This window comes from Clostridium fessum (genome assembly GCF_027698965.1).
In the GTDB taxonomy this organism is placed as follows: Bacteria; Bacillota; Clostridia; order Lachnospirales; family Lachnospiraceae; genus Otoolea; species Otoolea fessa.
Window position 1 is genome coordinate 122,212 of the sequence record NZ_JAQEQF010000002.1, and the last position, 25,824, is coordinate 148,035.

Here is a 25,824-nt window from a genome sequence, read left to right on the forward strand (position 1 = left end):
ATATTATGAGAAAAAACAAACTACTTGCACTGGGATTAGCTGCACTGATGGCAGCGAGTGTAGCGGGCTGTTCCACTCCGAGCGCTTCGGTGGATGATACGAAGGCAGCTGAATCGGGAAGTGACAGTTCCCAGAGCGCAGCAGCGGGCGAAAAGATTTTCCGTTATTCCAACACGGCGGATATCGCGACGATTGACCCTGATAAGACAAACTCCGTAGCAGACGCGACCGTCTCCTATCATATCTATGATGGTCTGTACCGCAATGTACAGGGCGAGCTTCAGCCGGCAACCGCTGAGAGCTATGAAGTCAGCGATGATGGTCTCGTATATACTTTCAAACTCCGTCAGGATACAAAGTGGAGTGATGGACAGACTGTTACGGCTAAGGATTATGAGTACGGTATGAAGCGTCTCTGCGATCCGGCAGCAGCCTGCCCTGCCAGCTATCTGGGGGCTGTTTTAAAGAACGGCGCCAAGGTCAGTGAGGGTGAACTTCCGGTGGATGAACTGGGAGTCAAGGCACTGGATGACTTTACCCTGGAGATTACGCTTGAGAATCCGGCTGATTACTTTGTCAGCATGACAAGCATGAGTGCATTCATGCCGGTACGTGAAGACCTGGTTGAGAAATATGGCAATGAGTTCGGCGGAAGTGCCGATAAACAGGTTTACAATGGACCGTTCGTTGTAAGTGAATACAGTAACGGCAAGGTAGAACTGACGAAGAACCCGGATTACTATGACAATGAAAAGATCAGTCTGGACGGTGTTGAGATTCTGACCGTAGCCGATCAGACTACCGCTGTTTCGATGTTCGATGCAGGCGAGCTGGATCTGGCAGAGGTTCCAACCGAGCTGGCAGCGCAGTATGAGGGCAAGACACAGTCCTACTACAACGGCGCAGACGATTATGCGGCACTGAATCACCGGAATAAATATCTGGCAAACAAGAACCTGCGTCTGGCGATGAACTACGCAGTCAACCGTGAAGAATACATTCTTCTGACCCACAATGGTTTATATCAGGCTAACCAGAGATATGTGCTTCCGCAGGTTCGCGGCGTGGACGGCGAGTACGGCACCGAGTATCCGTTAGAGGCATTCCCACTTCAGGGTGATATGGATAAGGCAAAAGAGTATCTGGATACGGCATTATCTGAATTAGGTCTTTCCAGTGCTTCTGATATTTCCCTGAAACTGGTTGTATCCGATTCTGACACAGCGAAGAAAGAGGCAGAGGTTGTTGCAAACCAGTGGAAGAACAACCTGGGTATCAACGTAGATATCAACATGGTTCCGTACGCAACGAAAAACGCACTCCTGGTTCCGGGCAGTGATGAGTACGATATCATCATGAGCGGCTGGGCACCGGATTACTCTGACCCGTACAGCTACCTGGAGCTCTGGTACAGCACCTCCGGCTACAACTATTTAAATTACCACAGTGATGAATACGATAAGTACATCGATGCTTCCAAGACCACTTCCGGTAAAGAACGTATGGATAACCTGTTCAATGCAGAGAAGACACTCCTGGAAGACGGCGCACTGGTAGCGCTTCAGTTAAGAGAGGTTCCGTATATGGTATCTGACCGTGTACAGAATCTGGGCGCATACTTTGTTGGACTGAATTATGACTATATGTATGTGGACATCACAAACTAATAATCCATCATCCATCCAAAATGTATTGAAAAATGTTAGAAGATGATTGAAGTACCTGCGCTTTAGGATCCGGCAGAGCAGCCGGATTTCTGAAGCGCAGTACATATCCGGTGGCTGCTTGGCGGATGAATGAGCCGTAACCGGCGGCCGGAACAACCGGATTTGGGATGTTCCCGTAGTTAAAGGAGCGTGAACCTATGAAAAAATATATACTGAAGCGGGTGGGAATATCCATTGTGACTGTGTTTGTTCTCGTATCCGTTGTATTTTTCCTGGCAAGGCTGATGCCGGGCGGGCCGTTCAATGATCCGAAAATGTCAGCAACCGCAAAGGCCAATTTAAGTGCCTACTACGGATTCGATAAACCCTTACTCCAGCAGTATCTGACATATCTGAATAATCTGATTCATGGAAATTTCGGTTTTTCTACCAAATATCCGAGCCGTACCGTCAATGACCTGTTAGCAGGTGCATTTCCGTATTCGGCAGACCTTGGTATCCGCGCATTATGTTTTGCGATTTCCTTTGGTCTTGTATTTGGTATTATTTCTGCATTAAACCGTGGCAATAAAATTGATTTAATCTTTGTGATTGTAGCTGTATTTGGTACAAGTGTCCCGGATTTTATCATGGGCGCGCTGCTGCAGCATTTCTTTGCAGTCAAATGGGGGCTGTTCCCGATCGCGCAGTACAAGGGCTTCGCCTACACGATCCTGCCGTCGATCGGACTGGGATTCTACACGATGGCGTCCGTCTCGCGTATCATGCGTGCGAGTATGCTGGAGGTGGTCCAGCAGGATTATATCAAGACAGCGCGCTCGAAGGGCATTTCGAAGTTCCGTGTGACCTGGAAGCATCAGATCCGGAACGCGATCATGCCGGTTGTCACAATCCTTGGTCCGACGGTAGCAGCCGTTCTGACCGGTACATTTGTTATCGAGTCCCTGTTTGCTATCCCCGGCATGGGTAAATATTATGTTGAGAGTGTGCAGAACAACGATTACTCCCTGATCCTTGGCATGACGGCGTTTTACGGCACATTCCTGGTATTCTGCAACATGGTAGTTGATATTCTGTATGGCGTGATCGATCCGAGAGTGCGGATCGGTGGAAAGTAGGTGGCAGTATGGGTGAGATGAAAATGAAAGATGGAAATGTGCTGCCTTCTGAGAATTCCGGCGCAGCAGCGGGTACATCTGAAAACTTGACAGATGGACGCGCGATTACCCGCGACAAGTTTGAGATGGTAGGTAAAAATATTGAAAAAATGGAATCGATCTCCCGACCAAGCCTGACCTTCTGGCAGGAGGCGTGGAGACGAATCCGGACAAATAAGGCGGCATATTTCAGTCTGATTCTGTTGATTGCATATGGACTGTTAGCGATCTTTGCACCGATGTTCAGCCACTACGGATTTGACCAGCAGGATGCCTACTCGATGAGCAAGGGGATTTCAGCAGCTCATTGGCTGGGAACCGACTCTCTGGGGCGTGACCTCTGGGTACGTGTCTGGATGGGCGCGCGTGTTTCTTTGACGATCGGTCTTCTGGCAGCCCTTTTAAATACTGTAATTGGTACAGTGCTGGGCGGTTTCTGCGGCTATTATGGCGGCAAGTTTGATATGATTGTCATGCGTATCATCGATGTTATTTATGGTATTCCATCCCTGATCGTCTGTATTTTGGTTATGGTAGTATTAGGTTCCGGCGTTAAGAGCTTAATCATTGCAATGGTTATTGTTGGATGGACGGGAACCTGCCGTTTTACCAGAGGCGAAGTATACCGCTTGAAAGAGCAGGATTTCGTACTGGCAGCCCGCGTCATGGGCGAGTCGGCGTTCACAATCATCGTGCGTGAGATCATCCCGAATATCATGGGTCTTCTGATCACAAACCTGACAATGGCAATCCCGAGCGCCATCTTCCAGGAGGCGTTCTTGAGTTATATCGGTCTCGGCATTTCCCCGCCGCAGGCAAGCTGGGGCGTTCTGGCAAAAGAGGGAACCCGTATGATGACGGCAGCGCCGCATATGCTGTACGTGCCGGCATTCTTTATCTGTACAACCGTACTGGCGCTCAACCAGCTCGGAAACGGTCTGCGGGATGCATTTGACCCGAGACTGAGAGGAACGGAATAGGAGGTAGGAGACAATGGCTAAAAATATATTGGAAATCAAGAATCTGACCTTCTCGTTCCATACATACGGCGGCGTGGTAAAATCCGTCCGGGATGTCAGTTTTAATGTACGCGAAGGCGAGATTCTTGGAATTGTAGGCGAGAGCGGATGCGGCAAGAGCGTTACCTCCCAGTGCATTTTAAAGCTCAACCCGGAGCCGCCGGGATTTTTTGAGGGCGGTTCGATCAAGTATAAGGGCGAGGAGATCATCACCAAGACAGACCGCGAGATGCGGAAAATCCGCGGTGTGGAGATTGGATTTATCTTTCAGGATCCGATGACCTCGTTAAACCCGACCATGACGGTTGGAAAACAGATCGAGGAGGTTTTTGTCGGACGGAAGGGGATGACCCGGGCAGAAGTCAGGGAACGGGCGCTGGAGATCCTGCGTCTGGTCGGCATTAATGAGCCGGAGCGTCGTTATAAACAGTATCCGCATGAGTTGTCCGGCGGTATGAAGCAGCGTGTCATGATCGCGATCGCGCTGGTCGGCAAGCCGAGCATCATCATCGCGGATGAGCCGACGACCTCGCTGGACGTAACGATCGAGGCACAGATCCTGGATCTTCTGAAGGAACTGCGCGATAAGATAAACACCTCGATTATCCTGATTACCCACGATCTCGGAGTTATCGCCAAGATGTGTGACCGCGTGCTTGTTATGTATGGCGGCAAGGTGGCTGAAAAAGGAACGGTTGATGAGATCTTCTATGAGACGGCACATCCGTACACGGCAGGTCTTATCAAATCAATCGCTACGCTGGATACCTCCAAGAATCAGAAGCTGGTGCCCATCGACGGAACACCGCCGGATCTGTTCGCACCGCCGAAAGGATGCCCGTTTGCAGCGCGCTGTGAGTTTGCGATGAAGGTCTGTTATGAAGAACAGCCGGAATTTCACAGGCTTTCAGACGAACATACCTGTGCGTGCTGGCTGCAGCATGAATATGCGCCGAAGGTGGATATCATGAAAGGGCTGACTGAGGCGCAGAAACAGGAAGAAGAGGAAAATGTTGCGGCTCTGCCGGAAGAGAAACGGAGGGGACACCATGGCAAAACAAATTGATAGGAGCACACCCCTGTTCCAGGTCACGGATCTCTGCCAGTATTTCAACGTCGGCAGGGGAAAAGTGCTGAAAGCAGTTGATCACGTGCATTTTACGATTTATAAAGGGGAAACGTTGGGACTGGTAGGTGAGAGCGGATGTGGCAAGTCCACGACGGGACGGTGCCTGGTAAAGCTCTATGAGCCGGCAGCAGGCACGATCACCTATAAAGGAAAAGATATTTTTAAATACACCCGTGAAGAGGAAAAAGCATTCCGCAAGAATGTGCAGATGATCTTCCAGAATCCGCATTCTTCCCTGAACCCGCGTATGACGGTCAAGGATATCATCGGTTCCGGCATGAAACTGCATGGACTGGCGACGGACAAGGATGTGGATCAGAAGGTAGAGGCGATCCTGAAGCGCGTCGGTCTGAACCGCGACCATATGTCCCGTTTCCCGCATGAGTTCTCCGGCGGTCAGAAGCAGAGAATTGGTATTGCCAGGGCATTAGCGGTCGAACCGGAGTTTGTGATCTGCGACGAGCCGATCTCCGCACTGGATGTTTCAATCCAGGCGCAGGTATTAAATATGTTAAAGGAACTGCAGGAAGAAATGGGACTGACCTATCTCTTCATTGCGCATGACTTGAGCGTCGTCAAGTACATTTCCGACCGTGTCATCGTTATGTATCTGGGAACGATGGTTGAATTTGCCGATTCCGAAGAGCTGTATGCACATCCGCTGCATCCGTACACGCAGGTGCTTCTGTCCTCGATTCCGGTTGCGGATCCGAGACTGGTGCGTGAGAAGAAGCGTATCATGGTTAAGGGCGAGATTCCAAGCCCGATCAACCCGAAGGACTGCTGCCGTTTTGCCGAGAGATGTCCGTATGCGACGGAGGAGTGCAGGGCGAAGCTGCCGGAACTCCGGGAAGTGACGCCGGGGCATTTTGTGGCTTGTCATATGGTAAAGTAAATTAAATAGATTCGTGAAGGCGTCGAAGCTGACGGGGACAGGACAGCCTGGCTTCTCAGACTTATCATTGTTCGCTTGCTTTCGCTACAGATGCTCGCCTGATGCGGACTTACATCCGCCTCATTCGGACATCTGTACTCAAAATGCGTACAATTTGATAAGCTGAAAGCCAGACCGCCCTGTCCTCGTCAGCTTCTTAGTTTTTTGGCTAATTGAGGGAGTAATTGTAGACATTGATCGCCGACTGGTGTAAAATATTAGTTAGAATTTTTTTGAAATTATGGCTGAATTTGGAAAATTTTAACGATATATAACAGAAAGGTGGATTTTCTATGCAGTACGATTTTGACACACCGATCGATCGGACCCATACTTGGTCGATCAAGCATGATTTTAAGAAAGAAAATGGGAAAGCGGATGATATTCTGCCGCTCTGGGTGGCGGATATGGATTTCCGATCGCCGGACAGCGTGGTTGAAGCGCTGAAAAAGGCAGTGGATCACGGGATTTTCGGTTACAGCCGGGCAGATGAGTCGTACTTTGATGCGGTGGTAGCGTGGTATCAGAAACGCCATCATCTGACTCTGCAGCCGGAGTGGATGACCTGCACGCCAGGTATCGTGTTTGCACTCTCGATCGCAGTGCGGGCTTTTACCCAGGAGGGTGATGCGGTGTTGATCCAGCCGCCGGTCTACCATCCATTCAGCCGGGCGATCCTCCGCAATAAGCGGACGCTGGTGGAGAATCCGCTGGTTTTAAAAGATGGACATTATGAGATGGATCTGGAAGATCTGGAGCAGAAGGTGCTGGATGAGCATGTCAAACTGATGATTTTATGCAATCCGCACAATCCGGTTGGCCGTGTCTGGACGAGGGAAGAGCTGACCGCACTGGCTGACATCTGTCTGCGCCACCATGTATACGTGATCAGCGACGAGATCCATGGCGATTTTGTATGGCAGGGGCATGAGCAGACTCCGTATGCGTCGATTTCAGAGGAAGCATGCCTTCATTCGATGATGTGTACAGCGCCGAGCAAGACCTTCAATCTGGCTGGCATGGCGACATCAAACCTCTTTATCCCGGATCCGGAGATGCGGCGTAAATTCCGGTCGGAGCTGCTGGATGTTGGCCAAGAAAATATGAACCGTCTGGGATTGTTCGCCTGCCGTGCAGCGTATGAAGGAGGCGGGGAATGGCTGGATCAGCTTATCGGCTATCTGGCTGGCAATCTGGCACTGGTGCGCAATTTCTGTAAAAACCGTGTGCCACAGATTCAGCTGGTAGAACCGGAGGGAACGTATCTGGCGTGGCTGGATTGCCGTGAACTGGGGATGACGGATGATGAATTGATGGCATTCTTCTCGGATGAAGCGAAGGTATGGCTGGATCCGGGCACGCATTCGGGTGAACAGGGATCTGGATTTATGCGCTTTAATCTGGGCAGTTCGCGCAGTGTGATTGCACAGGCGCTCGATCAGATCGAGGCGGCATGGAAAAAACGGAACGCATAATGAATAATAGCAGAACCGTAAAAATAAAACGTTCGGAGGGATTGCATGGAATTTGAAGAAGTGGAGAATATTGGACAGCGGATCAAGGAGATTCGCAAGAGTAAATCTATCACGATCCAGAAGCTGTCCCAGTTTACCGATCTGTCAGTGGGATATCTGAGCAATCTGGAGCGGAACCAGGCAAGCCCGACGCTGAACAATCTGCAGCGCATCTGCGTGGCGCTTGGTATTTCGATCCGGGATCTGCTCAGTCCTTCCGGCGAGGAGAGAACCCTGATTCGCCAGGAAGAGCAGCAGTTATATGAATATGATGAGTACAAGCTTCAAATCCGCCGTCTGGATTTTGGAAAGAAACGCGGTATTTATGAGTTTTCAACCTATGATCCAGAGACAAAAGATACACCGCCGTCCTGGGGGCTGCATCCATACGCGGAGGTCGGAGTCATTCTGGAAGGCAAGATGGAGGTCAATCTGGATGGAACGGTTTATCTCTTAGGACCGGGCGATTCGATCTATATCAAGCCGAATCTCTATCACACGATGCGGAATGCAGGCGATACTCCCTGCCGCTCCTTCTGGCATCTGCAGATTATGGATGATTCTGTATAATTGACGGGATGAATTGATCTTGAAATTTGGACAATTCACTCGTATAATAAAGGCTGTACGTTGGGCTATACAGAATATTGCAAAAGTCCATGGCCGTAGACAAATTTGCGTGGATTTTTGTCTGGTAACTGTGAAACTGCAGAAACAGCTGCCAGGGAAGTACATCGGGAAAAGGGAGGATAGAGCTGCATGGCCAAAAACAAGAAAATTGTACGCTACAGAAAGCCATTGAATATCAATGTAGGCATGATCATTTTTGCCATGATTTTCGTCTATCTTTCTTTCAGTGTCTATACATATCTCAGGCGGGATCACGTCCAGTTTTATGAGGTCGTCGAGGGAAGTATTGTAAATAATAAAGAATACAACGGAATCCTGTTTCGGGATGAGACAGTGGAAAATGCACCGCAGACCGGGTACGTCAACTATTATGTGCGCGAGGGAAAGCGGGCAGGCGCTGGATCGCGCGTCTATTCGCTAGATGAGACCGGCGAGCTGGGGAAATTTTTGGAAGAAAATCAGTCCTCTGGGATGTCCCTGTCAGCAGAAAATCTGGCTGATTTGAAGAAACAACTCAGTTCGTTCTGTTTATCCTACAACGATCAGCGCTTTGAAAGCGTTTACGACGCCAAATATTCTTTGCAGGCTTCGGTTGCAGAGTATATGAATTTCAATGCGCTGGGCGATATGGATGCACAGCTTCAGGCACAGGGTATCAATTACAAACAGATATCGGCGCCTCAGCCGGGTATTATTTCCTATGTGACCGATTCTTTTGAGGGGGTCGCGCCGGAGGAGGTGACGGCGGATTCGTTTGACCGGAGTCAATATACGCGGCAGGTGGGACGAGCTGGGGAACTGATCGAGGCGGGCACGCCGGTGTACAAGCTCATCACATCGGAGAACTGGAGTATCGTGTTTCAGATGGATGACAAGGATAAAGAGCAGTTTGCCGATCAAGATACACTGACGATCGAGCCGTTGGGAAGTGATATGAAATTCCGGGGGAATTATTCGATGTTTACCGGTTCCGATGGCAATCTGTATGGACGCCTGGATCTGGACCGTTACATGATCCAGTTTGAATCCGAGCGTTTTATGAACTTCGAGATCTCCAGCGAGGAAACGCAGGGACTTAAAATTCCGGTATCATCGGTGATGGAGAAGGAATTTTATACCATTCCAGTTGATTATATGACAACGGGCGGCAACGCTACTGAAGATGAGGCTGGCTTCAATAAAGAAGTTTACGGCGAAGGCGGAAAGGCGTCGATTGAATTTGTCACGCCGGAGATTTACAGCTCGACTGATGAGTATTATTATGTCGAGAAGAGCGACGATGGGCTGTTAAAGAGCGGCGATTATCTGGTGAAGCCGGATTCAAACGAGCGCTTCCAGGTAGGACCGACGGCAAAGCTGACAGGTGCTTACAATATTAATAAGGGATACGCGGTGTTCAAGCAGGTGAAAGAACTTGCAAATAGCGGTGAATATTACATTGTAGAAAAAGGAACCAAATATGGATTATCGGTTTATGACCATATCGTGTTGGATGCCAGCACCGTATCGGATGGCCAGATCGTATATCAGTAATGATATTTCCAAAATATAGAGATAAGGAAGGTGTATCACATATGGTTCAGGAACAGTTAGAAGAAGTACGTCAGAATATACGGAACGCCTGCGAGCGGAGCGGACGGAAGGTGGAGGATGTCACGCTGATCGCGGTCAGTAAGACAAAGCCGGTGCCGATGCTTCAAGAGGCATATGATGCCGGCGCCAGAGATTTCGGCGAAAACAAGGTGCAGGAGATTCTGGAGAAGGAACCGCAGCTGCCATCTGATATCCGCTGGCATATGATTGGACATTTACAGAAAAATAAAGTCCGTCAGGTAATTGACAAGGCAGTTCTGATTCACTCCGTCGATACGGTGGGACTGGCAGAGCAGATCGAAAAAGAAGCGGTCAAACGTGATCTGGACGTTTCTATTCTTCTGGAGGTCAATGTCGCCGGAGAAGAGTCCAAATTTGGTTTTGCCCCGGAAGAAGTCGAGAAAGCGGCACGCGAAATTGCAAAGTACCCGCATGTCCACATACAGGGACTTATGACGATTGCACCATTTGTAGAGAATTCAGAAGAAAATCGTGGTGTTTTTAAAAAATTATATGAATTATATGTTGACATGAAACGGAAAAACATTGATAATGTTACTATGAATGTCCTTTCGATGGGAATGACCGGAGACTATCAGACAGCGATTGAAGAAGGTGCAACTATGGTAAGAGTCGGTACGGGCATTTTTGGAACCAGGGCAAAGATAGGAGAGAAATAGGGTTATGAGTATTCTGAACAAATTAATGGATACAATGCGTCTCACAGAGAATGATGACGATTACTTCGATGAGGAAGATTACGAAGAAGAAAAACCGGTGATTAAGAAGCGTTCTTTCGGCAAGAGGGACGAAGAGGTGGATGATTACCGCCACGAGGAGGAATCTAAGCCGCGTTTTCTGCCACGTTCCTCTAACAACAAGGTAGTGCAGATGCGCCGCAGCATGGAAGTATCTCTGATCAAACCTACTTCCATGGAGGATACGAGAGAGATTTGCGATTACCTGCTGGCTGGAAAAGCTGTTGTTTTAAATATGGAAGGAATCCACATGGAGGTTGCACAGCGTATCATTGATTTTACCTGTGGCGCGACCTATTCGATGGATGGAAATCTCCAGAAGATTTCCAATTACATTTTTATTGCGACACCGTCATCGGTTGAGCTGTCCGGCGACTTTCCCGAACTCTTAGCAGACGGTTCCGTGAATGTTTCCGGGATGAATCTCCACTTCTGATACTGATATACTCCCAGGTTCGCTATATATCTGAACCTGGGAGTATTTATTATACAATCGGAAATTTGTGTGATTTCTGATTGTATACAGGCTTTTCGGGCAGGAGCACACTTTATATAAGCACTTTCGAACAGGAGTAGAAACACGCGATGCTGCAGGAAAAAGAAGAACAGCTTTTAAAAAAGAGAATGATAGAACTGGCCGGACTCTGTTATCAGCGCGATATACAGACAAGTACCGGCTTTTTGTCGTTAAATGAACAAACGATCTTTCACTCGATCGAGAAGACGCTGCCGCCGGTGCGGACTTGCCTGACGGGTGGCTTTGAGGGCGCAGAGCGCAAACTTCTTTGTTTTCTGGCTTCGTATGACGATGAGGAGTTTGGACTTCCGATCGCCGTGTTGGAGGTCATTCCGGCAAACCTGCGCTACAGTGAGGCGCTGACGCACCGGGATTATCTCGGGGCGCTCATGAACCTGGGGATTGAGCGCAGCTGCATCGGGGATATTCTGATGAAGGAAAATGGCTGCTGCGTCTTCTGCCAGGAAAAGATGGCGGATTATCTCTGCCAGGAACTCACGATGGTGCGCCACACCTCCGTGATCTGCCGCAGAGCGGACGCGACGGAGACGATCACACCGAAGATGGAGCGCGTGAGTGGAAGCGTTGCATCACCGCGTCTTGACAGTGTGATCGCGATGGTATTTTCATCCTCCCGCACGAAGATACTGCCGCTCATTGAGGGCGAAAAGGTGTTTATTGACGGGAAACAGGTGACTTCCCCGGCGGTGCAGCTTAAAGAGGGCGAGATTGTATCTGTGCGCGGCATGGGAAAATTCCGCTTTGCCGGGAGCGGGGGATTGTCGAAAAAGGGACGTCTGTATGTTTATGCGGATAAATATGTGTAAAAAAGAAAGGACTGAAAACAAATGACAGAAGTAAAGAATGAGAAAATGAATCGCGTAACCGTTCACCTGGACGAGAAGCCGATCTATGATATTGTGATGACCGAAGATTTTTCGGCACTTCCGGGTGAAATCGAAAAACTCTCCATTTCAAACCGCCGTCTCTGCATCGTGACGGATTCGAATGTAGAAAAATTATATCTGAATGAGGTAAAAGAACTCCTGGCGCCGTGCTGCAAGACGGTAATTTCGTTTGTATTTCCGGCGGGAGAGGAGCACAAAAACCTCGACACCGTCCGGGATTTATATGAAACCCTGATTTTGAACCATTTTGACCGCAACGATATGCTGGCAGCACTCGGCGGCGGAGTTGTGGGCGATCTCTGCGGATTCGCGGCGGCGACCTATCTGCGCGGCGTTGCCTTCATGCAGATTCCGACGACGCTTCTTTCCCAGGTGGACAGCAGCATTGGCGGCAAGACGGGCGTTGATTTTGACGCGTACAAAAATATGGTTGGCGCGTTTCATATGCCGAAGCTGGTATTTACCAATATCAATACGCTTCAGACGCTTCCGGACAACCAGTTTTCCGCTGGTATGGGAGAGGTTATCAAACATGGTCTGATCAAGGATGCGGCATATTATGAGTGGCTGCTTGAAAATGCGGCAGATATCTGGGCGAGAAAGCCGGAGGCACTCCGCAAGACAGTGACCTGGAGCAATGAGATCAAGCGTGCTGTGGTAGAGAAGGATCCGACCGAAAAAGGCGACCGTATGCTTTTAAACTTTGGTCATACGCTGGGACACGCGATCGAGAAGCTGAAAAACTTTGAACTTCTGCACGGTGAATGCGTGGCACTCGGCGCGCTGGCAGCGATGAAACTGTCGGAAAACCGCGGCATGATCAAACCGGAGGAAACAAACCGCTTCAAAGAAGCACTGGGAGAATTCCATATCGGTACGCAGGTATCCGGGCTTGAAAAAGATGCGATTGTGGCAGCGTCCAAGAACGACAAGAAGATGGATTGCGGCATCATCAAATTTATTCTTATTCATTCCATCGGCGACGCCTACGTGGATCGCACGGTAACCGAGGACGAGATGAAACAGGCACTCGATCAGGTGCTGGTATAATAGCAGGAAAGGAATCAGGTGCATGAACACGAAATTACGACAGTTCTTTATCTTTTTTATCGGGCTGGGAGTCAGCATCGGACTGGATCAGTTTACAAAACATCTGGCAGTTGTCCATCTGAAAGGGCAGAAGCCATTTGTGCTCATTAAAGGTGTGTTTGAATTTTATTATTCTGAAAACCGTGGCGCTGCTTTTGGAATGCTGCAGGGACGGCAGGGATTCTTCTTCCTGATTGCAGCGGCAGTCATTCTGGCGGTGTTGTGGGCGGTTTACCGGATGCCGGCAGGGAGACGGTATCTGCCGCTGATGTGCAGCTTGTTTCTGCTCGTATCAGGCGCAGTTGGCAATATGATCGATCGTCTGACGCAGAAATATGTGGTGGATTTCCTGTATTTTAAGCTGATTGATTTCCCGATTTTTAATGTGGCAGACTGCTATGTGGTGATCGCGACTTTCTCGCTGATCCTTCTGTTTTTCTTCTTCTATTCGGATGAGGAACTGGAATTTCTTTCTTTTAAAGGTGCGAAAAAGGAGTCGGGGCGATGATGCAGGAATATCTGGTTCCAGAAGAGGCGGCTGGAACCCGCATCGATAAATTTCTGGCGGACGCCTGCCCGGATCTGTCCCGTTCCTTTTTGCAGAAACTTCTGAAAGAGAGCAGCGTTACAGCAGACGGAAAAGCGGTTAAAAGCAGTTTCAAGGTAAATGGTGGGGAAACGATCGCCTTTGAAGTTCCAAAACCGCAGGAGGCGGCGATCGAGGCGGAAAATATCCCGTTGGACATTTTGTATGAAGATTCGGATGTAATTTTAGTCAATAAGCCGAAGGGGATGGTTGTCCATCCGGCGGCAGGGCATTATACGGGGACTCTGGTCAATGCGCTGATGTACCATTGCAAGGATCAGCTCTCCGGCATCAACGGAGTCATGCGCCCTGGGATCGTCCATCGGATCGATATGAACACGACCGGTGTGCTGGTGGTGTGCAAGAATGATTTCGCCCACAATTCACTTGCAGAACAGCTCAAGGTGCATTCGATCACCCGCGTGTATTATGCCATCGTATTTGGCAATCTGCGCGAGGATGAGGGCACTGTCCATGCACCGATCGGGCGTCATCCGACGGATCGCAAGAAAATGAGCATCCACTCCAAACAGGGGCGCGATGCGATCACGCATTACCGCGTACTGGAACGCTTCGGGGCGTATACATTTATCGAGTGCCGCCTGGAGACGGGACGCACACACCAGATCCGCGTCCATATGGCAAGCATCGGTCATCCGCTTCTGGGCGATGAGGTGTACGGTCCGGTGCGGCAGCCATTTTCACTGGAAGGGCAGACCCTGCATGCGGGAGTCTTAGGCTTTATCCATCCGCGGACTGGGGAGTATGTGGAGTTTTCTGCGCCGCTGCCAGCGTATTTTGAAGAACTGCTGGAGAAGCTGCGGAAAAAAGCTGGAAAGTAAAAGTAACGTGAATAGTAAGATCGTTCTAATTCGTATACACATTCTTTTCAGATAGTTTATTTCTGTGTCGCTAAGAAATACCTTTTATTCCGAAAAAATGATGACTTTTCAGATAGCTTGTGTTATAATAAAGGCAGAACTTGAAAGGAGTTGAGGGAGACATGAAAAAAAATTTAGTAATTACAATCGGTCGCGAATGCGGCAGCTCCGGAAGAGCGATTGGACGAAAACTGGCGGAATCATTGGGAATCAAGTGCTATGATAAAGAGCTTCTTGCACTGGCAGCGAAGAACAGCGGTCTCTGTGAAGAGCTTTTTAAGACGCATGATGAGAAACCAACCAACAGCTTCTTATATTCACTGGTAATGGACACCTATTCGATGGGTTATAATACATCGGCTTATATGGATATGCCGATCAACCACAAGATTTTCCTGGCACAGTTTGACACGATCAAGAAACTGGCAGATGAAGAATCCTGTGTCATTGTAGGACGGTGTGCGGACTATGCGCTGGCAGATTATCCGAACGTAGTGTCTGTTTTCATCTGTGCAGATGAGGAAGTGAAGATTCAGGAATTGATGAAACGTCACAATATTACCCGCGATAAGGCAAAAGATGTGATGATCAAGACCGATAAGCAGCGTTCTGGTTATTATAACTATTATTCCAGCAAACGCTGGGGCAGCTCCAAGAGCTATAACCTCTGCATCAACAGCAGTGTCGTAGGCATCGACGGTGCCGTAGAAATTATTAAGGAATTCGCCAAAAAGAAACAAGAATTTCTTAAGATAAACGAGAACGCATAAAAGTATAATTAAAACCGGTGTGTTTGAATTTCTGGTGAAGAATCAGAAAGGACGCACCGGTTTTTTGCGCCTGGATGCTTTGAAGATGAGATTGCGTTGGGGTATAAAAACAAAATAGTTACTTAAGATTTTGAATGTAGATACATGAAGAAAATGATGATGAAAGAAAGACATTCTTATATAATCCGAACGGCGCTCATGGCGGCATCGGGTATTTTATTGTGCGGGATTGCCGAAGCAGTGCGCCCGGAGGTGGATTTATCAGTCGGTGTGCCTGCTGATAAAGTTGTGATTGCAGATGGGATTTTAGACCAGGAGACACAAAATGATACAGACGAATCCTTCTGCGACCGTCTGATGAAGAAAATGGTACACCCGATTCACATGGCATCCCGATTTTTAAATGGTCTGGGAGCAGACTCGGAAGAATATATTCCGTCGGAAACGGAGTATAACCTGATGGCGCTCCGGACGGAAGAGAGCGCTGTTGATCTGTCTGATCCATTGGCGGCATTTGAGTCTCTTCCATGGTATAAACTTGCAAAACGATTCCGGAGTATGGGGACAGAAGATACCTGGGGCGCGAAGATGTACGAAGCGCTTGGAACGCGGGATGCACAGTGGATATCGGAGATCTACGGGTGGATCCAGACGACACCGCTTACGGCTTCCCAGAAAATGGGGCTGCCAGCTGCACAGGTACTCGGCAGCTATGATCCCTCCAATCCAGAGCATAACGCGCAGGACCCGGCGAGCTGGGTAGTTCCAACTTGGAAAAATATCCGTTTCCAAATATGCGACGGAGACGGAAAGCCGACGTCCCTCGCATCCAATGCGACCGATATTTTGTCCATGGCAAATGTATATACATATAGCCTGGACTGGAAAAATACAGACCTGTTCAATACCTATATCAATCAGCTCTGGACCAGTTCCCACCAGTACCACGTGAGCATTAGCAATGTGTATTACTGTGAGGGCTGTACAGAACTGCCGGACGAGCCGGAGACAGAGGGAACAGCAGATGACGATGTGGAGAGCGGCAGTGCAGCAGGAGAGGCATCCTCGGAGGTTTTAGATGCCCAGGGCGCAGGAGAAGGAGACAGTCAGACAGCGGCAGAGGAGCCGTTAGCGGAGAGCGAGGCGGCATCCATAGCAAATAATTATGTCAAACCGGCACAGGGACCGGGGGCTTCCACACAGGAGCAGGCAGCCGAATCAAAAGCGGCTGCGTCCCCGTCAGAGGCGACGTTCAGTGCGGAGAGCGCTGCGGCAGTTACATTAAATGAAAACGGAAAATATTGCCCGGGACATGTTGATCTGACTATTACCGTTAAGACAACCGGTCTGAAAGAGAAGCATAATCTGTTTGCACTCGATGGAACGGGAAATCAGGCTGTCGGGAACTGGCAGGGTTGGACGGAAGAAAAACAGACAGCCGCCCAGACACTCGCTGCTCAGGATTGGCAGGGAATGTACGGGCTTGCCAGTTCAGAGTTTGCACTCGGGAATCCGCTGACACCGGCAGAAATTGCGTCTTATCTGGATTTACTTCCAGAGGATTTATCACCGGAGCGGCGTGCCGTTATCACATGCGCGCTCAATTCCGTTGGCAAGATTCCATATTATTATGGAGGAAAACCGAGTACAGCAGGACTTTCCGGCAATCATTTTGCCAGCGTGACAAGCCCGGATTACAAGGGACGGATTTTGTCAGGGCTTGACTGTTCTGGATGGGTCAACTGGGTATACTGGACCGCGCTTGGCAATAGAATGGGTGCCGCCAGCACCTACGAGATTGTGCGGACAGGACGGGCGATCAACAGCGCAGAGCTTCAGCCGGGCGACTTGCTTGTCCAGCTTGGCGGTGATTCGCACGTTGTAATGTTTTTAGGCTGGAACGCAGACGGAACCATACTGGGCGTACATGAATCCGGCAGTGCAAGCAATGTAACGGTCGGAAAGGTTCATGCGGTCTGGCCGTATTACCGGGCGTTTTTGGATTAAGAGTTGGATGGATGTTACCTTTGTTTTTTTGCTGGTAAATGGCAAAGGCGGCATCCATTCATTTTGTGTTTAGGTTTGTTTTTATGCTGAAATACGATATTGAATAATTCGTAAAATGATTTATTTACAAATAAAGGGAAACATGGTATGATAGGAAGATGGACAAAACTATTCGTGAAAGCCTACTTTATCGAATAGTTTGAAATATAAATATGTGTATGCACTTAATCTATTTGCTAAACTATTCATTCGTTATATTTGAAAGGATGTTCTCATGAAACTTCAACGTCTTCTAAGTTTAACCCGCCAGGCGGTTGATGACTATCGTCTGATTCAATCCGGCGATAAAATAGCTATCGGTATTTCTGGCGGTAAAGACAGCCTGACACTTTTATATGCTTTACAGGGGCTTCGCCGGTTTTACCCGGAACCATTTGAACTTTGTGCTATTACAGTTGATCTGGGCTTTCAGGCACTTTCTCCGGAGGTTTCGAACCGGTTGTCGCCGACGCTTTCATCGGATGCGGCTGCATTTGATTTAAAACCGGTTCAGGAGCTTTGTGATGAATTAAACGTGCCCTACACGGTCGTCCCGACGGAAATCGGCAAGATTCTCTTTGAAACCCGTCAGGAATCCAATCCATGTGCGCTCTGTGCCAAGATGCGAAAAGGCGCTTTAAATGAAGCGGCACTGAAACTTGGCTGTAATAAAATCGCCTATGCACATCACCGCGACGACCTGATCGAAACCATGCTTTTATCCCTGATTTATGAGGGACGTTTCTATTCCTTCTCGCCGAAAACCCATCTGGACAAAACGGGATTGACTCTGATCCGCCCGCTGATGTATGTCCAGGAAGCCGATGTGATCGGATTTAAAAACAAATACCATCTTCCAGTCTGTAAAAATCCATGTCCGGTAGATGGAAAAACAAAACGCGAGTATGTGAAGCAATTAACAAAGAAACTCAACCATGATTCACCGGGGGTAAAAGATCGCTTTTTCCATGCGATTATTGATGGAAACAATCCCGGATGGCCGGAACGGACCGATCGACACCTGAAAAATTTGATACATTCGGACCTTTCATCATCACCAAAGGAGGAATTGTGATATGGCTGCACTCTCCTACCACGAACAGGAAGACATCGAAAACACAAAACGAATCCGAGGCATTCTGAAAGAGCTGCCACCGTTCTGTACCGATTTCTTCCGCGGCATTGAACCTCGTACATCAGCGCGCACCCGGCTTGCGTATGCCTATGATTTAAAGACATTTTTTGATTTCCTGAAACAAGCAAATCCAGAGCTTAAATCAAAGAAGCTGCGCGATTTGCCGCTCTCTCTTCTGGATGAAATCAAATTGATGGATCTGGAAGAATATATGGAGTATCTGAAATGTTATTCGACCGAAAAACGTGAGGATCTGATGAATACAGAGCGGGGTATCATGCGGAAAGTATCGACGGTCAAAAGCTTTTACAACTATTTTTACCGGACCGAGCGGATTCAGAATAATCCCGCTTCTCTTCTGCAGCTTCCCAAGATTCATGAAAAAGAAATTATACGCCTCGATGTTGACGAGGTGGCGCGTTTCCTGGATGAGGTTGAGGATGGCGAATGTCTGACCGAAAAACAGAAAGCCTACCATGCAAAGACCAAGCTGCGAGATCTGGCGATGATGACGCTTCTGCTTGGTACGGGGCTTCGTGTATCAGAATGTGTCGGACTGAATATCAACGATGTTGATTTCCGAAACGGTGGTCTTAGGATTCATCGAAAAGGCGGAAAGGAAGTCATCGTATATTTTGGTGCTGAGGTAGAATATGCGCTTCAGGACTATCTCAGCGAGCGTGAACATATTGTCCCAGAGGAAGGCAGCGAAGAAGCACTCTTCCTCTCCATGCAGCGTAAGCGCATTAACGTACGCAGCGTGGAAAAAATGGTCAAAAAATACGCACAGCTCGTCACACCGCTAAAAAAGATCACGCCACATAAACTCCGTAGCACCTACGGCACGAATCTGTACCGTGAAACCGGCGATATTTACCTCGTCGCGGATGTTTTGGGACACAGTGATGTCAATACGACGAAGAAGCATTATGCGGCGCTGGAGGATGAACGGCGGCGAAGCGCAAGGAATAAGGTGCAGCTGAGAGAAAAAGAGTAAAAAGTAAGAAATTCAGAAAAAGTAAAAAAAATTTTTTAGGTAAAAAAGGCTAATTTCGTACTTTATTTCCGTGTAAAGTGAAAATAGTATTTTGCTAAAATAAAGTTCAAAATTCATATTTGCCAAGTAAAAACCGATGACCTCGACTGCTTATAGTCTATGCCATCGGTTTTCCTAGTTCAAGCACTCTCACTCTGCTTCATCTGTGTCTCAATAACTTCGTCTAAGTTGGCTGCTGTAGTTTGTTCACTCATAGCCTTCTGCCTCTAATAATAAACACTGCAAAGGTTTAAAATATCCTGCAACAGATCATATACTCCATCTTTGCCTTATCATTCATTTGATAATTTATCAGAGCCTTTTGCGAGTACATCGCATCTACGCTTTGCGTTTTCGTTGAAAATTCCATCAAAGTATCCGGGCCAATGCCCAAACTGGTAAAAATTTTATTCAAATGCTTATCGAATGAGCTTTTACTATCTATCTCGCCATTTAAAATTTTATCTAAAGTAGGTCGAGAAATTTCTGTCTTTTTGCAGAACGATACCTTAGAGAATCCATTGCCACTGATGTAGTCCTTTAATTTTATTCCTGCCAGTTTTCTCATTTCAAAAAGTTCATCAAAACGCACACTCTATCTCTCCCAGTAACAAATTGTCAATAGTTTTTTAATCACTTTTCTTAAAAAGGAAAAAAATAGAACGTATAGTAAACGCTATGGTGCGTTGACAACGTATAGATTATTTCCATACGCTCTATCTCTCATTTCGTAAACGCTCCATAGCAAGTACCTTGCCAGCCCAAAGTGCTGCAACATGGTTTTGCAAGCAATAATCCGCAACGTTCGCTCCTCCAGTATTCACCTGTAATCTCCATACCGCCATCTTCTCATCTCCCCGCTTTCTTCTTTAGTGCTTATTCACCTTCCGCTTCGGGAACCATCCTTTTGCCACTCTTTTTTCCTGTTCTTTCAGTTCCTTAATGCTCCAAAAGCAACTGACGCCCAAAACACCCAGGGAAACTGACCAAAGTATTTCCTGCATTCTTACGGATAGAATCATACACAAAATGCCCACCAGCAAAAATACCGGCCAACAGCGGCTTCCAAAGTAATACTCCGCATATATAACAATAGGATGGAACAATCCAATCAGAAAAAAGGTAAGCACACCAATCAATATCCCACTAAAATTCATCATAACTCCTTGTCCTTTTCCTTATACAAACAGCACATTATCGCAGACCGGCGCAACTTATCTTCTGCGTGCAACAGTCGCCCTCAACAGCATATCCAATATGCGCAAAGAAGAAGTATTGCAATATAGAACTACAACCTTCCTCTTCCATATTTTTTAAATATCTGACACATTTTTACGGATTGCATTTTTTACACGGATCATAACCTGCAGCAATCAGCGCATCCCTACTCTCTGATGAGGATTTTTTATTGCTCTCCTTCATCTGTTTGACCGATGAACAGGACGGCCGATGAAATTTCTTTGTATTGGTATTGAGGATATAGGATTCCGTGTTGGTCTGCTGAGAAGCTGCCTGTGTGGCCTGCTCTGTTTCTGCCGTCTTGTTTGTTCCAGAAGCCGAGCTGTCCCCCGTCGCATAATTGATGTTAAAGGTCACTTTACCCATTTTGAGGGATGTAAAGTGACCTTCTCTTAGTCAAATATAATGCCGTTCCTTTCTTCGCAAACCTTTACAGAAAGTACAAGCATCCATGTTTCGTTTTTGATAAAGAATCCGTTGCTTTGGTGAGCACTTATAATCGTGTGCACACACTGGGCATGTCCAACAAACAGGTGTTATGCAATTATCCAAAATCTGATCAGGATCACATAACAAATAGTTATCCAAATGGTTCCACTCATTCATTAAATCCGGATGCAATACGGCAAAGGAATTAACACCCGGAAGAACTTCTTTCATTGAACAATACACACAATCCACGTTTCCCGTTGCCATATCTCGAATAGAACTTATATATTCGCCACCACAATCAGGGCATTTCCAGAGTGCTCGGTAACATGAATTATTTAAATAATGTGACATTGGTTCTTCATTATTAGAAGACCATCGCGACATTAATTCTGGATTCGTTAACTTGAATTGACATAAACTTTTTCTTAAAATCACCTCCTCGTCTACTTCCTTTCACACTATCACCTCCAGAATCACACGCGCTCAAATGACAGATATCTCGTTCCCTGAAACGTAAGTTTCCCAATGTCGCCTTCCGCCAGCATTCCATATTCTCTGCCAGAAACCGACAGTTCCATCCGGTCACCGCTCTCTACCTGAAACGTGACATAGTAGCTGGTACTTGAAGTCGAATGGTAGCCATGAGTTCCAGACAGGTCACCCGCATTTGCATGGCTATGATGTGTGATATTTTCACGCTTTGCGACGATGGTTGCACTCACCGACAAACGCGGTGACTGATTGTTTTTATGCCATGTTCCGATTCCTGTCACAAACTGGAAGATGATCATGCCAAAAACCATTACGAAGATAATCGGAAACATAAACTCAAACAGCATAAACATATAGCTCACCTCTTCTTCATCTTTCGTCCAATGATTACTCTGAGCACAAAACATACGACAATCACGAAAAGCGAGGCAGCGATATACAGTAATGCTTCTGTATACCACGGTGCAGAATACGATTCGTATAGTTTCGGAAAGCGCTTATACCCATAGAAATCCATACCCGTTTTAATCATAATCATGTAGAAACTCGCATAGATAATATATTTTAATAAATCGTATAGTTTATTCATGCTATCGTCTCCGTGATATTCTGTTTTAACCTTTTGGCATCGGAAAACTGAAGCTTCACGGACATTCACTTTCACTCAAATACGAACAATCTTAAGGATGTGTTGTTTTACGGATCGCCGTGTCCTTATCCAGCTCTCCACTCAACATATTTTCATAGGTTCCCTCTACATAATTGATAGTATCCTGATTCTGAATGCCTATGATGGTCACCATTTCTCCCGGCTTTGGTCCCGGAACCGTATAATCATACCGGACGTCCCCTTCTTCATAGACACCCCGGCCCATTCTGGCAGTTCCCACATAAGGCCTTGCGTTTTTATCCTCCTCTCTGGTATTACCCTTAAAATCCCTTACAATCGCATATCCAGCCTCTTCAAGCATCTTCTCATCCAAGTCAGGGTCATATCTCACCATCATGTTCTGCAAGAAATCCTCGCCCAGATGGAACTCGCCCACATCTGCTTTTCCGATAAAATCACCATATTGGAAATTAGAATTCCATTCCATGTTATTGCCGGTCATGGCCTGATTCAATTCCTTCTTTTTCAGTTTCTGGCCGGAACGCATCACATGAGGTGCCTCAATGGTGATGCCCAGATCCTCATCATAAGCAGGTTCCAGAAGTTCCAGTTTCCCGCAGACAATGACGATTTTTCCATCATTGGCCGGATCATATCCGCCGGTTCCTACATAAACAGCCTGCTTCAATGCTTCCTCTCTCCCGCTACCGCCGCAGCCAGACAGCATAGGCGTTACAGCTAAAAGGCCTGTCACGGCAAGTATCAGCAGACCTGCTTTCCTTCTACTTTTAGTACTCAAGCTCATACGCACATTTCCCTCCTTTTTTAAGTCCCACAGACATTTGACTTACATTCAGACACCGCCGACGAACATTCGTTTCGCGCACATCTTCGGAATTCTTGCTGTAAAAATCTTTATCATCCTCCATATTCCGAATAATCATTCAGAAGGCGTACTGTATGATAGACTTCCGTTCCATACATCTGGATCATCAGGTCATTCTCATGGATAGACGGATACAGCCAGGCAAATTCCGACTTGTTACTCACATTATATCATATTTTTTCTTCAATTACATCCACCAAATTTTAGTACACTGCCATTCGGCTTGCTTCTGTAACCGGCATCCGTTTAATCTTCTCCTGCATAAAAAGGTCACTTTACTCATTTTGCGTGATGTAAAGTGACCTTCTCTTAGTCAAATATAATGCCGTTCCTTTCTTCGCAAACCTTTACAGAAAGTACAAGCATCCATGTTTCGTTTTTGATAAAGAATCCGTTGCTTTGGTGAGCACTTATAATCGTGTGCACACACTGGCATCGAATTCGATACAGAAGAATAGCGCCTCACTTTGGCAAAGCAAGGCGCTATTCTCTGTTACAGGAAAAATCAGGTTATTCTCCCATGATCTGAACCGTATATTTTCTTATCTTCAGTCCATCGAACTCCACAAAATAAATATCCTGAGCACTTCCGCCCGCTGTTTTTCCATCTATTACCGGAAGCACACAATGATTTCCGCAAAGCATTGACTTCAAATGTCCCGGGGCATTTCCGCTGCAGGTTCCATAGCTTGGGAGCATATGGGTATGCACGTAATCTCCGTCTGTTGGTATCAACCGTTCCAGCGTCAGTTCAATGTCCTTTTCCACACAGGGAAGGCTTTCATTTATCATAATCGCCGTAGTCGTGTGCATGGATATGACAAAAACAACTCCTGCTGTGATTCCGCTGGCAGCCACGTCCTTTTGCACCTGATCTGTGATTTTTACCATTTCAAATTCCTGTCTGCTGGCAATTTCATGCGTATAAGATTTAATAATCATAGCCTCTTCCTTTCATTCCCAGAAACACTTCCGCATTCTCTCCCAGGATTTTTTTCAGCACATCCGGACGAAGATTCAGTTTTTCCAGACCGTCCTTTGTTCTGACCTGGCGAAATCTGGGGAGGTTGGATCCATACATCACCTTATCCATCAGATTATTCTGCAGCCATCCCGGAGCCATATTTTTCAAGAAAATCTGTTCATAATAGTTTTTGGGGCTGTCCATAAATACCGTCGCCGTATCTGTATAAACATTGGGATACTTTAACAACAGCATGCACAGCTCATCCACCCAGGGCCATCCCAGATGCGACAGGCAGAACCGAAGCGTCGGATATTCCACGGCGATATCTTCAAACAAAATCGGACGTGTATATTTTGACGGGGAATCCGGTTCCCAGCTGAAGCCGCTGTGAAACAGCACCGACTTGTCATACTTTGTGCACAGATCTAATAACGGTTTTAACCGTCTGTCATCCGGATACATATTTAAATGGGATAAATTCAGCTTCAGACCCATCAAATTCAGCTTTTCAAACGCGTCTTTCAGTTTTTCTGCCGCACATTCCTCTCGCGGATCGACACTGGCAAAGCCGATAAAGCGTTCCGGAAACAATTCTACGATCCTCTTTACTTCTTCGTTTGACACAATCGGCTGTCCCATCGATGCAGAATAATCTTCCGCAAGAATTACCGCCCGATCCACTCCGGCATGATCCATCACGGCCATGACCTGCTCCATGGGCACAGGAGATGATTTGTACAGGCCAAACGCCTTCTTTCTGAAATTCACCCTGTCCGAATCTGTACAGATCGGCCCAAATAACACCGGGTGTACATGTACATCAATAATCACGAAACGACAACTCCTTTCTCTCCAAAGCTTCCTTTACACATGATAAGGTTCAAATATACTGACAATCTCAGCAGCCTTTTTCGCGCCGGAAAGCATACATTCCGGTATGCTCCTGCCCCGAAGAATTCCGCTCATAAAGCCGGCGCCATAGGAATCTCCCGCGCCTACGGTATTCACCAGCTTCGGTGCCGGTATGCACGGCTGTCGATAAAACTCTGTTCCGTCAAAAGCCAGAGAGCCTCCTTCCCCAAATGTGGCAAGCAGCACCTCGGCTCCCATGGAACAGCCCATCCGCAAAAGCTCTCTTACCTCCTCGGTCTCCTCTTCAAATGAAAAAATACCATAATTGATATTTTTTAGAATGGTCGGAACATCCTCATGCCGATACCGCTTAGAAAAATCAAAATAGATCTTCGTTCCCTTGCTTCTCATGTCCTTCAGCAATCCTGTCACATTCCACGAAAGATCGGTATGAATGTAATCCTGTGTCCGGATAAAATCCATATCCTCTCCCGTTGGCTGATATGGAATCATGACTCCTTTTTCCGCCCTGTGATGCACCCGGTCTCTGCCATTTAACAGCATCTCTATCACTGCCGTCTGTCCCCCGGGAACAATGGTAACATGTCCGGTATCTACCTTCCTTTTCTGACACGCTTCCAGCATAGACTGTCCATAGGCATCATCTCCAATCGCCGTCACCACGGACGGCACAAGCTCGGGAACCAAATCCATCAGATTAAACATCAGATCGATTCCATTGCCTGTCGGGTAACTGATATTTAAGTTTTTGTATACATCAATACAGGTGAATCCTACCGCTGCAAACCGCATAACTGCTCCTCCCTCTGTTTATCTTCGTCACTGCATATATATTTTTAAATTCCGTACATTTTTCTTATCATATTCAAACGGATTAAAATAATATGCAGCATCTGCTCCAAGCATTCCGGCATACGCTGCAAAATTCAGCGCCTGCCCCACAGGAAACATGGTTT

27 protein-coding genes are annotated in these 25,824 nt (G+C 47.3%); 18 read left to right on the forward strand and 9 right to left on the reverse strand.

Annotated features, from left to right (window positions below):
- Positions 1-5: 5 nt before the first annotated feature.
- The 18 genes from PG862_RS03250 to PG862_RS03335 all read left to right on the forward strand — a co-directional run bounded on the left by PG862_RS03250 (position 6) and on the right by PG862_RS03335 (position 19,330).
- Positions 6-1,667, forward strand: a complete 1,662-nt coding sequence (locus tag PG862_RS03250; RefSeq protein ID WP_118684362.1) for a peptide ABC transporter substrate-binding protein — start codon at positions 6-8, stop codon at positions 1,665-1,667.
- Positions 1,668-1,864: 197 nt separating this feature from the next.
- On the forward strand, positions 1,865-2,785 hold the full coding sequence (locus PG862_RS03255; protein ID WP_117795360.1) for an ABC transporter permease: 921 nt from the start codon (positions 1,865-1,867) through the stop codon (positions 2,783-2,785).
- An 8-nt stretch (positions 2,786-2,793) separates the two neighbouring features.
- The gene (locus tag PG862_RS03260; RefSeq protein WP_243032140.1) at positions 2,794-3,804 is read left to right on the forward strand and encodes an ABC transporter permease; all 1,011 of its coding nucleotides are present in this window, start codon (positions 2,794-2,796) and stop codon (positions 3,802-3,804) included.
- A gap of 13 nt (positions 3,805-3,817) precedes the next feature.
- Positions 3,818-4,909 (forward strand): ABC transporter ATP-binding protein, encoded by a 1,092-nt coding sequence (locus tag PG862_RS03265; RefSeq protein WP_118522577.1) that lies wholly within the window; start codon positions 3,818-3,820, stop codon positions 4,907-4,909.
- Positions 4,893-5,867, forward strand: a complete 975-nt coding sequence (locus PG862_RS03270) for an ABC transporter ATP-binding protein (RefSeq protein WP_118472332.1) — start codon at positions 4,893-4,895, stop codon at positions 5,865-5,867. The genes PG862_RS03265 and PG862_RS03270 overlap by 17 nt, the downstream gene beginning before the upstream one ends.
- 332 nt (positions 5,868-6,199) lie before the next feature.
- A complete protein-coding gene (locus PG862_RS03275) occupies positions 6,200-7,381 on the forward strand; it encodes a MalY/PatB family protein (protein WP_270706474.1) in 1,182 nt (393 codons plus the stop codon).
- 45 nt (positions 7,382-7,426) lie between these two features.
- Positions 7,427-7,990 (forward strand): helix-turn-helix domain-containing protein, encoded by a 564-nt coding sequence (locus tag PG862_RS03280; RefSeq protein WP_117795366.1) that lies wholly within the window; start codon positions 7,427-7,429, stop codon positions 7,988-7,990.
- Between the two features lie 189 nt (positions 7,991-8,179).
- On the forward strand, positions 8,180-9,583 hold the full coding sequence (locus PG862_RS03285) for an HlyD family efflux transporter periplasmic adaptor subunit (protein WP_270706475.1): 1,404 nt from the start codon (positions 8,180-8,182) through the stop codon (positions 9,581-9,583).
- A 41-nt stretch (positions 9,584-9,624) separates the two neighbouring features.
- Positions 9,625-10,323, forward strand: coding sequence for a YggS family pyridoxal phosphate-dependent enzyme (locus PG862_RS03290; protein WP_118293703.1), 699 nt, complete (start codon positions 9,625-9,627; stop codon positions 10,321-10,323).
- Between the two features lie 4 nt (positions 10,324-10,327).
- Positions 10,328-10,837: a cell division protein SepF gene (locus PG862_RS03295; RefSeq protein ID WP_118672831.1), complete on the forward strand. Its 510-nt coding sequence runs from the start codon at positions 10,328-10,330 to the stop codon at positions 10,835-10,837.
- 149 nt (positions 10,838-10,986) lie between these two features.
- Positions 10,987-11,745 carry a YlmH family RNA-binding protein gene (locus tag PG862_RS03300; protein ID WP_270706478.1) on the forward strand — a complete coding sequence of 253 codons (759 nt, stop codon included), beginning with the start codon at positions 10,987-10,989 and terminating at the stop codon, positions 11,743-11,745.
- 21 nt (positions 11,746-11,766) lie between these two features.
- On the forward strand, positions 11,767-12,876 hold the full coding sequence (gene aroB, locus PG862_RS03305; protein WP_270706480.1) for a 3-dehydroquinate synthase: 1,110 nt from the start codon (positions 11,767-11,769) through the stop codon (positions 12,874-12,876).
- A gap of 22 nt (positions 12,877-12,898) precedes the next feature.
- Positions 12,899-13,423, forward strand: coding sequence for a signal peptidase II (gene lspA, locus PG862_RS03310; RefSeq protein WP_117795372.1), 525 nt, complete (start codon positions 12,899-12,901; stop codon positions 13,421-13,423).
- Positions 13,423-14,343, forward strand: coding sequence for an RluA family pseudouridine synthase (locus PG862_RS03315; protein WP_408639991.1), 921 nt, complete (start codon positions 13,423-13,425; stop codon positions 14,341-14,343). The genes lspA and PG862_RS03315 overlap by 1 nt, the downstream gene beginning before the upstream one ends.
- Positions 14,344-14,504: 161 nt before the next feature.
- Positions 14,505-15,152, forward strand: a complete 648-nt coding sequence (locus PG862_RS03320) for a cytidylate kinase-like family protein (protein ID WP_022358645.1) — start codon at positions 14,505-14,507, stop codon at positions 15,150-15,152.
- A gap of 144 nt (positions 15,153-15,296) precedes the next feature.
- Positions 15,297-17,159 carry an NlpC/P60 family protein gene (locus PG862_RS03325; protein ID WP_270706484.1) on the forward strand — a complete coding sequence of 621 codons (1,863 nt, stop codon included), beginning with the start codon at positions 15,297-15,299 and terminating at the stop codon, positions 17,157-17,159.
- A 274-nt stretch (positions 17,160-17,433) separates the two neighbouring features.
- A complete protein-coding gene (locus PG862_RS03330) occupies positions 17,434-18,273 on the forward strand; it encodes a tRNA lysidine(34) synthetase (protein ID WP_118672835.1) in 840 nt (279 codons plus the stop codon).
- Between the two features lies 1 nt (position 18,274).
- Positions 18,275-19,330 carry a tyrosine-type recombinase/integrase gene (locus PG862_RS03335; protein ID WP_022358642.1) on the forward strand — a complete coding sequence of 352 codons (1,056 nt, stop codon included), beginning with the start codon at positions 18,275-18,277 and terminating at the stop codon, positions 19,328-19,330.
- Between the two features lie 289 nt (positions 19,331-19,619).
- Here PG862_RS03335 and PG862_RS03340 read toward each other — a convergent pair whose 3' ends face one another.
- The 9 genes from PG862_RS03340 to PG862_RS03375 form a co-directional block, all read right to left on the reverse strand.
- The gene (locus PG862_RS03340) at positions 19,620-19,961 is read right to left on the reverse strand and encodes a helix-turn-helix domain-containing protein (RefSeq protein WP_270706486.1); all 342 of its coding nucleotides are present in this window, start codon (positions 19,959-19,961) and stop codon (positions 19,620-19,622) included.
- A 277-nt stretch (positions 19,962-20,238) separates the two neighbouring features.
- Positions 20,239-20,529: a DUF4491 family protein gene (locus PG862_RS03345; protein WP_333718261.1), complete on the reverse strand. Its 291-nt coding sequence runs from the start codon at positions 20,527-20,529 to the stop codon at positions 20,239-20,241.
- A gap of 172 nt (positions 20,530-20,701) precedes the next feature.
- Positions 20,702-20,965: an Ada metal-binding domain-containing protein gene (locus tag PG862_RS03350; RefSeq protein WP_270706488.1), complete on the reverse strand. Its 264-nt coding sequence runs from the start codon at positions 20,963-20,965 to the stop codon at positions 20,702-20,704.
- Between the two features lie 39 nt (positions 20,966-21,004).
- A complete protein-coding gene (locus tag PG862_RS14420; protein ID WP_227589513.1) occupies positions 21,005-21,424 on the reverse strand; it encodes a zinc-ribbon domain-containing protein in 420 nt (139 codons plus the stop codon).
- Between the two features lie 89 nt (positions 21,425-21,513).
- Complete coding sequence (locus tag PG862_RS03355; RefSeq protein WP_106999873.1) at positions 21,514-21,885, reverse strand: DUF2500 domain-containing protein; 372 nt, start codon at positions 21,883-21,885, stop codon at positions 21,514-21,516.
- 327 nt (positions 21,886-22,212) lie between these two features.
- Positions 22,213-22,947, reverse strand: a complete 735-nt coding sequence (locus tag PG862_RS03360) for a hypothetical protein (RefSeq protein WP_270487070.1) — start codon at positions 22,945-22,947, stop codon at positions 22,213-22,215.
- Between the two features lie 591 nt (positions 22,948-23,538).
- A complete protein-coding gene (locus tag PG862_RS03365; protein WP_106999876.1) occupies positions 23,539-23,970 on the reverse strand; it encodes a secondary thiamine-phosphate synthase enzyme YjbQ in 432 nt (143 codons plus the stop codon).
- Positions 23,960-24,826 carry an amidohydrolase family protein gene (locus PG862_RS03370; protein ID WP_106999877.1) on the reverse strand — a complete coding sequence of 289 codons (867 nt, stop codon included), beginning with the start codon at positions 24,824-24,826 and terminating at the stop codon, positions 23,960-23,962. The genes PG862_RS03365 and PG862_RS03370 overlap by 11 nt, the downstream gene beginning before the upstream one ends.
- A gap of 33 nt (positions 24,827-24,859) precedes the next feature.
- Positions 24,860-25,660 carry a PfkB family carbohydrate kinase gene (locus PG862_RS03375; RefSeq protein WP_106999878.1) on the reverse strand — a complete coding sequence of 267 codons (801 nt, stop codon included), beginning with the start codon at positions 25,658-25,660 and terminating at the stop codon, positions 24,860-24,862.
- Positions 25,661-25,824: the final 164 nt, after the last annotated feature.

Excerpts from the sequence above, each read along its gene's own strand:
- PG862_RS03250 (WP_118684362.1), top strand. The coding sequence starts at position 6 with ATGAGAAAAAACAAACTACTTGCACTGGGATTAGCTGCACTGATGGCA.
- PG862_RS03255 (WP_117795360.1), top strand. The coding sequence starts at position 1,865 with ATGAAAAAATATATACTGAAGCGGGTGGGAATATCCATTGTGACTGTG.
- PG862_RS03260 (WP_243032140.1), top strand. The coding sequence starts at position 2,794 with ATGGGTGAGATGAAAATGAAAGATGGAAATGTGCTGCCTTCTGAGAAT.
- PG862_RS03265 (WP_118522577.1), top strand. The coding sequence starts at position 3,818 with ATGGCTAAAAATATATTGGAAATCAAGAATCTGACCTTCTCGTTCCAT.
- PG862_RS03270 (WP_118472332.1), top strand. The coding sequence starts at position 4,893 with ATGGCAAAACAAATTGATAGGAGCACACCCCTGTTCCAGGTCACGGAT.
- PG862_RS03275 (WP_270706474.1), top strand. The coding sequence starts at position 6,200 with ATGCAGTACGATTTTGACACACCGATCGATCGGACCCATACTTGGTCG.
- PG862_RS03280 (WP_117795366.1), top strand. The coding sequence starts at position 7,427 with ATGGAATTTGAAGAAGTGGAGAATATTGGACAGCGGATCAAGGAGATT.
- PG862_RS03285 (WP_270706475.1), top strand. The coding sequence starts at position 8,180 with ATGGCCAAAAACAAGAAAATTGTACGCTACAGAAAGCCATTGAATATC.
- PG862_RS03290 (WP_118293703.1), top strand. The coding sequence starts at position 9,625 with ATGGTTCAGGAACAGTTAGAAGAAGTACGTCAGAATATACGGAACGCC.
- PG862_RS03295 (WP_118672831.1), top strand. The coding sequence starts at position 10,328 with ATGAGTATTCTGAACAAATTAATGGATACAATGCGTCTCACAGAGAAT.
- PG862_RS03300 (WP_270706478.1), top strand. The coding sequence starts at position 10,987 with ATGCTGCAGGAAAAAGAAGAACAGCTTTTAAAAAAGAGAATGATAGAA.
- aroB (WP_270706480.1), top strand. The coding sequence starts at position 11,767 with ATGACAGAAGTAAAGAATGAGAAAATGAATCGCGTAACCGTTCACCTG.
- lspA (WP_117795372.1), top strand. The coding sequence starts at position 12,899 with ATGAACACGAAATTACGACAGTTCTTTATCTTTTTTATCGGGCTGGGA.
- PG862_RS03315 (WP_408639991.1), top strand. The coding sequence starts at position 13,423 with ATGCAGGAATATCTGGTTCCAGAAGAGGCGGCTGGAACCCGCATCGAT.
- PG862_RS03320 (WP_022358645.1), top strand. The coding sequence starts at position 14,505 with ATGAAAAAAAATTTAGTAATTACAATCGGTCGCGAATGCGGCAGCTCC.
- PG862_RS03325 (WP_270706484.1), top strand. The coding sequence starts at position 15,297 with ATGAAGAAAATGATGATGAAAGAAAGACATTCTTATATAATCCGAACG.
- PG862_RS03330 (WP_118672835.1), top strand. The coding sequence starts at position 17,434 with ATGAAACTTCAACGTCTTCTAAGTTTAACCCGCCAGGCGGTTGATGAC.
- PG862_RS03335 (WP_022358642.1), top strand. The coding sequence starts at position 18,275 with ATGGCTGCACTCTCCTACCACGAACAGGAAGACATCGAAAACACAAAA.
- PG862_RS03345 (WP_333718261.1), bottom strand. The coding sequence starts at position 20,529 with ATGATGAATTTTAGTGGGATATTGATTGGTGTGCTTACCTTTTTTCTG.
- PG862_RS14420 (WP_227589513.1), bottom strand. The coding sequence starts at position 21,424 with ATGTCGCGATGGTCTTCTAATAATGAAGAACCAATGTCACATTATTTA.
- PG862_RS03355 (WP_106999873.1), bottom strand. The coding sequence starts at position 21,885 with ATGTTTATGCTGTTTGAGTTTATGTTTCCGATTATCTTCGTAATGGTT.
- PG862_RS03360 (WP_270487070.1), bottom strand. The coding sequence starts at position 22,947 with ATGAGCTTGAGTACTAAAAGTAGAAGGAAAGCAGGTCTGCTGATACTT.
- PG862_RS03365 (WP_106999876.1), bottom strand. The coding sequence starts at position 23,970 with ATGATTATTAAATCTTATACGCATGAAATTGCCAGCAGACAGGAATTT.
- PG862_RS03375 (WP_106999878.1), bottom strand. The coding sequence starts at position 25,660 with ATGCGGTTTGCAGCGGTAGGATTCACCTGTATTGATGTATACAAAAAC.